Origin of the sequence: Actinokineospora sp. NBRC 105648 (assembly GCF_030269645.1) — a bacterium.
In the GTDB taxonomy this organism is placed as follows: Bacteria; Actinomycetota; Actinomycetes; order Mycobacteriales; family Pseudonocardiaceae; genus Actinokineospora.
Genome location: NZ_BSTR01000088.1, coordinates 1 through 10,140, shown reverse-complemented (window position 1 = coordinate 10,140; position 10,140 = coordinate 1). Strand labels below are relative to the sequence as shown.

Sequence of the window (10,140 nt, the reverse complement as noted above, 5' to 3'; positions counted from 1 at the left end):
CTTCGTGTGGGGGGAGAGCACCGCTAAACTTGCCGGTGGTGGGGAATGCCCTTCACCCGCCCTTTTTTCACCACCGCGGTGCTCTAGGGGCCCCACACGAAGCGAGTTCACTAGATCGAGCCCACGCTTGTAAGCCGGGCAACGAAAAGCAGCAAAACCCACCAGACCGAACCCACCCTCGCGACCCGGCCAACGAAAACGGCAACACCAAGGCGAGCCCAGACCGAGCCCCCTCACGAAAGCAGCAGCCACCAGGCCAACCAGCCCACCACCGAGTACCTTCCCGCTCACACCCCCAGAGCGAGGAGCCCCATGAAGCACTACGAGTCCACCGCCACCATCAACGCCACCCCCGCCCAGGTCTGGGCCATCCTGATAGACGCCCCCACCTGGCCCACCTGGGACTCCGGCGTCACCAAGGTCGAGGGCACCATCACCGAGAACGGCAAGCTCAAGATCACCACCGAGGTCACCCCCAGGGCCTTCCCGGTCACGGCCGGCGACATCCAGCCCAACCAGGGCTTCACCTTCACCGGCGGCATGCCCCTCGGCCTCTTCCGCGGCGTCCGCCGCTACACCCTCACCGAAACCCAGACCCAGACCGGCACCGGAACGACGTTCCACCTGCGCGAGGAGTACACCGGCCCGCTGCTCCCGCTGATCTGGAAGTCCATGCCCGACCTCCAGCCCTCCTTCGACCGCTTCGCCGCGGGCCTCAAGGCCCGAGCGGAGAGCTGAGGTCGCGCACCTCCGCATACCGAGCCCGCACCGCGGGCAACGGGTCCGCCTCCACAACCTCAGCCGCGACCGAAGGCCAATCGGGCAACGCCCCCGCCACCACCCCGGCCGCCTGCCGCGCGGCCCCCACCGCCCCGTACTCGGCAACAGCGGGCACCAGCACCGGTCGCCCGAACACCTGCGGCGCGACAGCCCGAACCGCCGCAGACCGCGCACCGCCACCCACCAGGATCACCCGCGATACCAGAACACCTTGATCCACCAGGGCATCGAGCCCATCAGCAAGTCCACACAGGACTCCTTCAACGGCGGCCCGCGCCAGATGCGCGGGCGACATCGTCGACAACGTCAACCCGTACACCCGCCCAGTCGCATGTGGACGATTCGGCGTACGCTCTCCCTGCAAGTAGGGCACGAACACGACGCCACCCGCACCAGCGGGCGCCGACAGCGCCAATGAGTCCAGGTCCGCCAAGCTCACCCCGAGCAACGAGCACGTGGCGGTCAGAACCTGTGCCGCGTTGAGGGTGCACACCAACGGCAGGTACCGCCCGGTCGCGTCGGCGAACCCCGCCACCACCCCCGAGGCGTCCGCGGTCGCCGTCTCACTGACCGCGAACACGGTCCCGGAAGTCCCGATCGACACCACCACGTCCCCCGGGCCGGCACCCACCCCGAGTGCCACCGCCGCGTTGTCCCCGCACCCAGGACCAAGCACGACACCCGACGACTCCCCCACCGCGGCAAGGGGTTCAGCGACCACCGGCACCTCGGCGCCGTGCCCGAGCGCACGGGAGAGCAGGTCCAGCCGGTATCCCCCGGACGGCGAGAAGTAACCCGTGCCGCTCGCGTCACTGCGGTCGGTCACGAAGGCCCCGCCCAACCGCCAGGTCAGCCAGTCGTGCGGCAGCGCCACCGAGGCGGTCCGCGCGGCCGAGGCGGGCTCGTGCTCAGCCAGCCACCGCAGCTTGGTCACCGTGAACGACGCGGGCGGCACCGTGCCCACGGCCGCCGCCCACGCCGCGGGTCCGCCCAACTCGGCGACTAGATCCTCCGCGGCGGAGGCAGACCTGGTGTCGTTCCACAGCAACGCTTCCCGCACGACCGCGCCGTCCTCGTCGAGGCACACCATCCCGTGTTGCTGGGCGCCGATGGACAACGCGGCCACATCAGCGAGCTCACCGGCAGCGTCCACAGCGGACTGGAAGGCGGTCCACCAGAGCGCCGGATCCACCTCGGTCCCCGGCGGGTGCGGGGCACTCGCGGACCGCACCACCACGCCCGACGAGGCGTCGCACACGACCACCTTGCACGACTGCGTGGACGAGTCGACCCCCGCGACCAGTGTCACCGCGCACCCAGGAGGTGCTCGGCCGCCAACTGCGCCAGCCGCACGAACCCGTACCCGCGCCCCGCCGCCCGGTCGACGTCGAACGACTCGGCCCGCAGGTCCGCCAGGGTCTCCCCTGGCGCCAGGGTGGGCGTCCGCAGGTCGTCCACTCCGGACTCGGCGAGTGCCGCGCGCACCACCGGGTCGGCCCGGAACGCCGCGGCTCGCCGGCGCAGCAACAGGTACATGTCTATGTTCGCCCGCGCGCTCACCCACACTCCGGCGACGTCCTCGGTGCGCGAGGGCTTGTAGTCGAAGTGCCGGGGCCCGTCGTAGCCCGCGCTCTCCAGCAGGTCGACCAGGAAGAACGCCGAGAGCAGGTCACCGTGCCCGAAGACCATGTCCTGGTCGTAGCGCGGACCGCGCTGGCCGTTGAGGTCGATGTGGAACAGCTTGCCCGCCCACAGCGCCTGCGCGACGCCGTGCACGAAGTTCAGCCCGGCCATCTGCTCGTGCCCGACCTCGGGGTTCACCCCCACGATCGCGCCGTGCTCCAACTCGGCGATGAACGCCAGGGCGTGGCCGATCGTGGGCAGCAGGATATCCCCACGCGGTTCGTTGGGCTTGGGTTCGAGCGCCAGCCGCAGGTCGTAGCCCTGCTCCAGCACGTACCCCGCGATGGTGTCGATGGCCTCCCGGTAACGGTCGAGCGCGGCCCCCACGTCCTTGGCGGCGTCGGTCTCCGAGCCCTCGCGCCCGCCCCAGAGCACGTAGGTCGCCGCACCCAGCGAGGCGGCTAGGTCGACGTTGCGCAGCACCTTGCTCAGCGCGAACCGGCGCACGGCGCGGTCGTTGCTGGTGAACCCGCCGTCCTTGAACACCGGGTGCGAGAACAGGTTCGTGGTCACCATCGGCACCCGCAGACCGGTCTCGGCCAGCGCGGCGCGCAGCCGGTCGAGCTCGCGGTCCCGGACTTGGTCGTCGGCACCGAAGGGGACCACGTCGTCGTCGTGGAAGCTCACGCCCCAGGCGCCCAGGTCGGCCAGCGCGCGCACCGACTCGGCGGGGTCGAGCGCGGGCCGGGTCGGGTCGCCGAACGGGTCGGCCGCGCGCCAGCCGACGGTCCACAGTCCGAAGCTGAACCTGTCCTCGGGGGTTGGCTTCACGGCGGCCTCCAGCTAATTAGTTCAGAGGTTGAACTTAAAACGCGCTCCCCGACCCGTCAACCCGTAGAGTCGCCGCCGTGCGACCCACCGGCCAGCGCGACCTCCGCAGGCACAACACCACCGTCGTCCTCGACGCCGTCGCCGCGGGCGGCGGCTCCCGGGCGGGCGTGGCCGCGGCCACCGGGCTGGCCAAGGCGACCGTGTCGAGCCTGGTCGACCGCCTGGTCGCGGCCGGGCTGGTGACCGAGACCGGACCGGAGTCCCGCCCCGGTCGGGGCAGGCGCGGCACCGGGCTCGCCCTCGCGCCGACCGGGCCGCACGGCGTCGGCCTGGAGATCGGGGTGGACTACCTGGCGACCTGCCTCACCGACCCGACCGGCCGCGAGCACGCCTTCCGGCTCAGCCCGGGCGACAACCGCGACCAGCCGCCGTCGCGGGTGCTGACCAAGGCGAAGCGGGCGGTGCGCCGGGCGGTGGCCGACGCCGGGGCGATGGGGGTGCCGGTGGGCGGGCTCGGCATCGCGGTGCCCGGCCTGGTCGAACGGGAGACCGGCGTGCTGCTGGCCGCGCCGAACCTGGGGTGGTCGCGGGTCGACCTGCGGGCCGCGTTCCCGGGGGCGGCGGTGGACAACGAGGCCAACCACGCCGCACTGGCCGAGCTGTGGCACGGCGCGGGCGGCCGCGACTTCGTGCTCGTCTCCGGGGAGATCGGGATCGGCGCGGGGATCGTCTCCGGCGGCGCGGTGTTCGGCGGCGTGCGCGGCTTCAGCGGCGAGATCGGCCACCTGTGCGTCGACCCGACGGGCCCACCCTGCCCGTGCGGCGCGCGCGGTTGCCTGGAACGGGTGGCTGGCCTGGAAACGCTTACTGGCGGTGAACCCGTTGTGGCGCTTGACGGGCTGATCCGGAAGCTGTCCGAAAAGGATGGTCAAGCTCTATCGGCGGTGAACGCGGCGGGCACGGTGCTGGGGGTGGCGCTCGCCGGAGTGGTTAACGTGCTGGACATCCCGACGATCGTGCTCGGCGGCGGTTACGCGCGCCTGCACCAGTGGCTCGCCCCACCGCTGCGCGCGGAGCTGGAACTGCGCGTCGTGGGTGCGCCGTGGTCGGCGATCGAGGTCCGTGCGTCCGAGCTGGGTTCCCGAGCCGCCGTGCGCGGGGCGGCGACGGCGGTGACCAGGGCCATCCTCGCCGATCCCGATCCGTACATAGACCGCGTCCTGGACACCGCCGCGCGCTAGCGTGTCCAGCGTGGACACCCTCGACGTGCTCAGCACCGTCGCCGCAGTGGGCAGCGGCATGGTGGCGGGCATCTTCTTCGCCTTCTCGGTCTTCATGATGCGCGCCTTCGCCGCTTTGCCGCCCGCCCAGGGCATCGCGGCCATGCAGACGGTCAACCGGGTGATCGTCACCCCGCTGTTCCTGGTGCTCTTCCTGGGAACCGCCGTCGTCGGCGTCATCGCCGCGATCGTGGGCGCGGTGCCGCAGGTCGTCGGCGCGGCGCTCTACGTCCTCGGCGCGATCGTGGTCACCGGGACCCGCAACGTGCCGTGGAACAACGAGTTGGACGCCCTGACGCCGGACACCGCCGCGGCAGCCGAGTACTGGCTCGGCTACCTGCGGCGGTGGACGGCGTGGAACCACGTGCGAACGGTCACCTCGACAGGAGCGGCCGTGGCGTTCGTGGTCTCCTGACCCACGATCAGACGGTGATGGACCAGGCGTCGAGCACCCCGGTGTCACCGGCCCCGTTGTCCGAGACCCGCAGCGTCCAGGTACCCGCGGCGGTCTCGGTGAACGGGCTGAGCGTGAACGTCCTCGTCCCCGGGAACGCGGTGCAGGTGGCACCACCGCTGTTCTGCAGGGTGTAGCGCCAGCCGCTCGGGGACACGACGACGACCTGCAGGTCCTGCAGGCAGGTGTGCGTCGCGGTCAGCACCACGGTGACCGGGCGGGCGGCGTTGCCCGTCGCGGTCGACCGGATCGGGCTGACGGCGGTCTGGTAGTCGCGGATCGGGAAGTCGGTGCCGTTGGTGAAGGTCCGGCCACCCGCCGGCGGCGTGGTCCGCGCGGACACCGCCGCGCTCGGCTGCGAGCGGTTGCCCGCGGCGTCGAGGGCCCGGACGGTGAACGAGTAGGCCGTGTCGGGGGTCAGCCCGGTGACCGTCGCGGACGTGCCCGGCACCGTGGTGGCGAGCGCGTTCCCTTGGTACACCTCGTATCCGGTGACCCCCACGTTGTCGGTCGACGCGCCCCAGGTCAGTGAGACGGTCGTGTCGGTCTGCGCGGTCGCGCGCGGGTTGGCGGGGGTGCTGGGCGCCTGGGTGTCGCCGCCGGTGGACGGTTGGGTCCGCGCCGAGACCGCGGCACTGGCCGCCGATGTGTTGCCCGCGGCGTCCTTGGCGCGCACGGTGAACGAGTACGCCGTGTCTGCGGTCAACCCCGTGACAGTCGCGGTCGTGCCGGTGACCGTGGTGGCGAGGGTGCTGCCCCGGTAGACGTCGTAGCCGGTGACGCCGACGTTGTCGGTCGAAGCCGTCCAGGACAGCGAGACGCTCGTCGCGGTGCTGCCGGTGGCACTGAGCCCGGCGGGCACCGTCGGCGCCTGGGTGTCACCGCCCCCACCGGTGTAGAGGGTGAGGTTCCACTTGGCCAGTGCCTCGCGGACCGGCTGGAAGATCGACATCTGGTCCTTGGTCGGGTTGCTGACGCACTGCGACGGTCCACCGTCGTGCAGGCCGACGGCTTGGTCGCCACGCAGCCACGCGCCGCCGGAGTCACCGCCGAGCGAGCACGCGGTGCTCAGCGTGAGCCCCTCGATCACCAGGCCGCCGCCGTAGTCGATGGTCTCGTTGACGTAGGTGACGGTGCCGCACTTCCACTTGGACGTGTTCCCGGAGTGGCACACGCTGTCGCCGACGATCGCCTCGGCCGACCCGGTCACGGTGACCGGCGCGCCGCCCCAGGTGTTGACCGCGGCGGAGAGGTTCCACCCGGACTCGGTCACCGCGACCACGCCCATGTCGCCCTCGCGGGCGTTGACCGAGCGGGTGCCGCCGACGTTGGAGGTGCCCAGCCGGTTCTGCTGGCCGCTCGCGCCGTAGGCGGGCTGGTTGGCGTCGTTGGTGCAGTGACCCGCGGTGAGCATCTGCTTCGCGCCCGCCGAGTCGGTGGCGGCGAAGCCGATGGAGCAGTTGGACTCCGACCCCGGCCACCACGGGCTGCCCGGCTGGACCTCGCCCGCCTGCTGGTGCGGCGAGACGTCCGACTCCTCGACGCGCACTCCGTCGACCGCGCGCACAGCGGTGAGGAAGCGCTCGGTGCTCGCGTCCTTCCTGGTCCGGTTCACCGTGACCAGCACCTGGTTGCCGCGCTGGTCCACACCGAAGGTGTTCAGCCCGGGCACGCCGCGGCCGACCAGGGCACGGACCTGGCCCAGCGCGCGGTCGAGCTCGGCGGGGCCGCGGGTGACCAGCACCGGGTCGGCACCCGCCGCACGGGCCTGCGCGGCGGTGGCCTCGTCGGTGACCGCGAGGGCGAGCTTGCCGGTGCGCTCGTCGAACCAGCGGCCCGCCGCCCGGTCGCGCAGCGTGGCGGGGAGGGCGTCGAGCACCCGGTGGGCGTCGTCCTGTTGCCGCAGCCTGGTAGCGGCGGCCTCAGTGGAGACACCCAGGCCGCGCGCCAACGCCTCGGCGGCCCGGTCCTGTTGTCCCGCTTGGGAGACACCCCCGACCACCACGGTGACCGCGGTGCTCACCACCACCGCGCCGCACACGGCGGCGGCTAGTTTGCCGCGCATTCGCATGGCTGGCTCCTTGTCCTCGAATCTGCAGGGAGCCAGACGGTAAGCCGGGAATCCACACCGGAAAGCGGCTCGGAGCGCCTTAACACTTAACTGGGCCACCGACCACAGTGACCACCCTGGGATTTAGCACCGCTTAAGCCCGCGTTAACTGTTAACCCGTCCGCGCAGGTCAGTCGCACTCGACCATGGGCGCGGGCAGGTCGCGGGAGTCGCGGAGCCTGCGACAGAATTCCTCGACCAGGTAGTCGTTCGCGTCGTGGTCGTTGGCGTCGGCGTTGGTCAGGAAGAAGCGCAGCAGGGCCTCGGCGGCATCGTCCCGGTCGACGATCACCGGATCCACGACAGGCCGTACGCACCCGGTATCCCCGTAGCCATTCTCACGCATATCCCCCACCCCCTCGGCTGGTGACCCAGTGACGGTCACCCCTCAAGAATGCCACCCAAACGCCACGCGTTGATCACGATCGGGTGAATTGGCTCGCACTTCTTCTGCCGGCCAGGGCAACACTGGCCCAGTTCACCGGCATAACGCCGCCAAACGGGGTATCACCCGGGCTATTCCGCAAGCGCAAAACTGCAACTTGCAGAGTTATGACCCAATATGATGTCTGCGCGATCGGAGATTGCACTCGCGCTATTGCCAGTGTCAATGGTTCGAATTGGAACATCGGATCCGACGATGCCAGATTTGCGGGCCTTGACGTGTTCCACACCACACCGGACAACCCCGGGTCGGGGGGAGACCCACGCCACGTGGGGCCGCGGTGGACCGGCGAGAAACTACCACCGGCGAGCCGCGCTGCTAGCGTCGGCGGGTCTCGCGAACGCCGGTGTGGAAGGGGCTCCATGACGCACGACGACCAGCGGTGGTGGCACGACGCGGTCATCTACGAGGTTTACGTCCGCAGTTTCGCCGACGGCGACGGCGACGGGATCGGCGACCTGGCGGGCATCCGCTCCCGGCTGCCGTACCTGGTCGACCTCGGTGTGGACGCGCTGTGGATCACCCCGTGCTACCCGTCGCCGATGGCTGACGGCGGCTACGACGTGGCCGACTACCGAGACGTCGACCCGCTCTTCGGCACCCTCGACGACGCCCGCGCGCTGCTGGCCGACGCGCGGGCCGCGGGTCTGAAGGTGATCGTCGACATCGTCCCCAACCACACCTCCTCGGCGCACGCGTGGTTCCAGGCCGCGCTGGCCGCCGAGCCGGGCTCGCCCGAACGGGCCCGCTACGTCTTCCGCCCCGGGCGCGGCGAGGACCCGCCCAACGACTGGGAGTCGGTCTTCGGCGGCCGCGCCTGGACCCGGCTGCCCGACGGCGACTGGTACCTGCACCTGTTCGACACCACCCAGCCCGACCTCGACTGGTCCAACCACGAGGTGCGCGCGGAGTTCGAGAGCGTGCTGCGGTTCTGGCTGGACCTGGGCGTGGACGGCTTCCGGGTGGACGTCGCGCACGGGATGGTCAAGCAGGACGGCCTGCCGGACGCGGGGACCGCGGGTCAGCACGGGCTGCTCGAGAGCAGGCCGCTGCCGTACTTCGACCAGGACGGTGTGCACGAGGTCTACCGCGAGTGGCGCAAGGTGCTCGACACCTACCAGCCACCCCGCATCGCGGTCGCCGAGGCGTGGACCGCCGCCCCCGAGCGGACGGCCCGGTACGTGCGGCCGGACGAGCTGCACCAGGCGTTCAACTTCCACTACCTGACCGCCGAGTGGGACGCCGCCGCGCTGCGCCGGGTGATCACCGAGTCGCTGGCCGCCATGGCCCCGGTGGGCGCGCCCGCCACCTGGGTGCTGTCGAACCACGACGTGCGGCGGCACGTGACCCGCTACGGGGGCGGCGAGACCGGCCTGCGGCGCGCGCGGGCGGCCATCTTGCTGATGCTGGCGCTGCCGGGCTCGGTCTACCTCTACCAGGGCGAGGAGCTGGGCCTGGAGGAGATCTTGGACCTGCCCGACGAGCTGCGCCAAGACCCGGTGTGGGAACGCTCCGGGCACACCGATCCAGGGCGCGACGGGTGCCGTGTGCCGCTGCCGTGGACCACGGGAGGCAGCGCGCTCGGCTTCGGGCCGGACGGGTCGACGCCGTGGCTGCCGCAGCCGGCGCACTGGGCGGGGCTCTCGGCGCAGGCGCAGGCCGGGGACCCGGCGTCGGTGCTGGAGCTCTACCGGTCGGCGCTACGGCTCCGGCGGACGTTCTCGGCGAACGACTTCGACTGGGCCGACTCCGGTGGCGAGGTGATCACCGTGCGGCGCGGCGGGTTCGGGTGCGCGGTCAACCTGGGGAAGGACACCGCGCGCGTCCCGGCGGCAAGGGTGGTACTCGCCTCCGGTCCGTACACTGTGGACGGTGACGAACTCCTGCTGCCCACGGACACCGCGGTGTGGTGGCAGGACTAGCGAGCACGTGGACGTGGAGCCTCACCACTCGGTGGTGAGGCTCCACGCACGCCTTCACGAGCAGATGGACAAGCAGGCCAGGATGGTTTTCGGCAGCGCCATCTCCTGAGCCACAGGCGGTTTCGCCCGGTCGGCGCGGTCTCAGACGATCCGTTCACCGGTTTCCGGGTGGAAGGCGTGCAGTTCCTCCGGGTCGCGCACCGCGGCGAACACCTTCTCCCCCAGCGCGGGCGGCGTTCGGCCGTCGACGCGCACGACCAGGCGGGTGGTGTCGGGGTCGTCCGGGATCGAGCCGTGGACCAGCGCGTCCGCGCCCAGTTCCTCCACCAGTTCCACCACGACCTCGAACCCGCCCCCGGTCACCAGCGCCAGCGACTCGGGGCGGATGCCCAGGGTGATCCGGTCGAGTTCCAGCCGAGTGGCGGCGGCGTGGGTCTCGCGCGGCAGCGGGACGTCCAGGCCGCCGAGGCGGGCACCCTCGCTCGTGAGCGGCACCGACCGCAGGTTCATCGACGGTGACCCCATGAACCCGGCCACGAACGCGTTCGCCGGCCGGTCATACAACGCCCGAGGCGTGTCGCACTGCTGCAACAACCCATCCTTGAGCACGGCGACACGATGACCCATCGTCATCGCCTCCACCTGATCGTGGGTCACATAAATGGTGGTCGTCCCCAACCGCCGCTGCAGAGCGG

General features: G+C 71.3%; 9 protein-coding genes. 4 read left to right on the top strand and 5 right to left on the bottom strand.

Annotated elements, in window-relative coordinates; genetic code table 11:
- The first annotated feature begins 312 nt into the window (after positions 1-312).
- On the top strand, positions 313-738 hold the full coding sequence (locus QSK30_RS36175) for an SRPBCC domain-containing protein (RefSeq protein ID WP_285509929.1): 426 nt from the start codon (positions 313-315) through the stop codon (positions 736-738).
- On the opposite strand, the gene xylB is transcribed toward QSK30_RS36175, so the two are convergent.
- Both xylB and xylA read right to left on the bottom strand, forming a co-directional pair.
- A complete protein-coding gene (gene xylB, locus QSK30_RS36170; RefSeq protein ID WP_285509928.1) occupies positions 716-2,089 on the bottom strand; it encodes a xylulokinase in 1,374 nt (457 codons plus the stop codon). The genes QSK30_RS36175 and xylB overlap by 23 nt on opposite strands.
- On the bottom strand, positions 2,086-3,234 hold the full coding sequence (gene xylA / locus QSK30_RS36165) for a xylose isomerase (protein WP_285509927.1): 1,149 nt from the start codon (positions 3,232-3,234) through the stop codon (positions 2,086-2,088). The genes xylB and xylA overlap by 4 nt, the downstream gene beginning before the upstream one ends.
- Before the next feature lie 77 nt (positions 3,235-3,311).
- Here xylA and QSK30_RS36160 point away from each other — a divergent pair, with 77 nt between their 5' ends.
- Together QSK30_RS36160 and QSK30_RS36155 are read left to right on the top strand one after the other, a co-directional pair.
- Positions 3,312-4,475: an ROK family transcriptional regulator gene (locus QSK30_RS36160; RefSeq protein ID WP_285509926.1), complete on the top strand. Its 1,164-nt coding sequence runs from the start codon at positions 3,312-3,314 to the stop codon at positions 4,473-4,475.
- Between the two features lie 10 nt (positions 4,476-4,485).
- Positions 4,486-4,929: an anthrone oxygenase family protein gene (locus tag QSK30_RS36155; protein ID WP_285509925.1), complete on the top strand. Its 444-nt coding sequence runs from the start codon at positions 4,486-4,488 to the stop codon at positions 4,927-4,929.
- Between the two features lie 7 nt (positions 4,930-4,936).
- Here QSK30_RS36155 and QSK30_RS36150 read toward each other — a convergent pair whose 3' ends face one another.
- Positions 4,937-7,039, bottom strand: a complete 2,103-nt coding sequence (locus QSK30_RS36150) for a fibronectin type III domain-containing protein (RefSeq protein WP_285509924.1) — start codon at positions 7,037-7,039, stop codon at positions 4,937-4,939.
- Between the two features lie 169 nt (positions 7,040-7,208).
- Entirely contained in the window at positions 7,209-7,370 is a 162-nt protein-coding gene (locus QSK30_RS36145; RefSeq protein WP_285509923.1) for a hypothetical protein, read from the bottom strand.
- Between the two features lie 515 nt (positions 7,371-7,885).
- Here QSK30_RS36145 and QSK30_RS36140 point away from each other — a divergent pair.
- Positions 7,886-9,445 carry a glycoside hydrolase family 13 protein gene (locus QSK30_RS36140; protein WP_285509922.1) on the top strand — a complete coding sequence of 520 codons (1,560 nt, stop codon included), beginning with the start codon at positions 7,886-7,888 and terminating at the stop codon, positions 9,443-9,445.
- 141 nt (positions 9,446-9,586) lie between these two features.
- Here the strand turns inward: QSK30_RS36140 and QSK30_RS36135 are convergent.
- The coding region (locus QSK30_RS36135) for a TOBE domain-containing protein (RefSeq protein ID WP_285509921.1) at positions 9,587-10,140 on the bottom strand (554 nt) is incomplete at its 5' end.